Below are 504 nucleotides of genomic sequence, written 5' to 3'. Positions count from 1 at the left end.
CCGGCGCCGCCGCGGGCTACTCCCACAAATACGGCTTCCGCTACAGCGTCCTAACCCGCCCACCCTCAGCCGGATAGCAGCGGATATGAACACAACCCACTTGTTTTATCCGCGTCGGGATTTTATGGAGAGCCGATTGCGGCTGAGTCCGGTTGCGACGACGGCGCGGCCCCCCGTTGCTGGCCCGGTGTCGCGCGAGGGCGACGACCGCGAGACTGTTTTCCCACCTCATGACGGACATACGGCCGGACGCCAAACGCCTGGCCAACTCCGGCCAACCGGGGCGCGGCAGCCGCGGGCGATGCGCCCGCGCCCGGCCGGCCCTGACATCAGCCGGTCGGCGGGACCGGGGGCGGGCCAGATGCGCTCTATCGTCTTTCACTACTCGAGGTCATTCATGCAGCTGCGACGCGGTAAGGGGTAATTCGTGTTTGATTTTGGGGCGCTTCCGCCGGAGGTTAATTCGGCGCGGATTTATGCCGGTCCGGGGTCGGGGTCGTTGAT

1 protein-coding gene is annotated in these 504 nt (G+C 66.1%); it reads left to right on the top strand.

The window, feature by feature from the left end; genetic code table 11:
- Positions 1–427: 427 nt before the first annotated feature.
- Positions 428–504, top strand: a 77-nt coding sequence (locus A5711_RS27565; RefSeq protein WP_156624280.1) for a PPE domain-containing protein, incomplete at its 3' end; no start/stop codon positions are given.

It is taken from the genome of Mycobacterium sp. E2238 (assembly GCF_001672665.1).
GTDB lineage: Bacteria > Actinomycetota > Actinomycetes > Mycobacteriales > Mycobacteriaceae > Mycobacterium.
The sequence above is the reverse complement of the archived record's forward strand: the minus strand, read 5'-3'. Positions and strand labels throughout refer to the sequence as shown.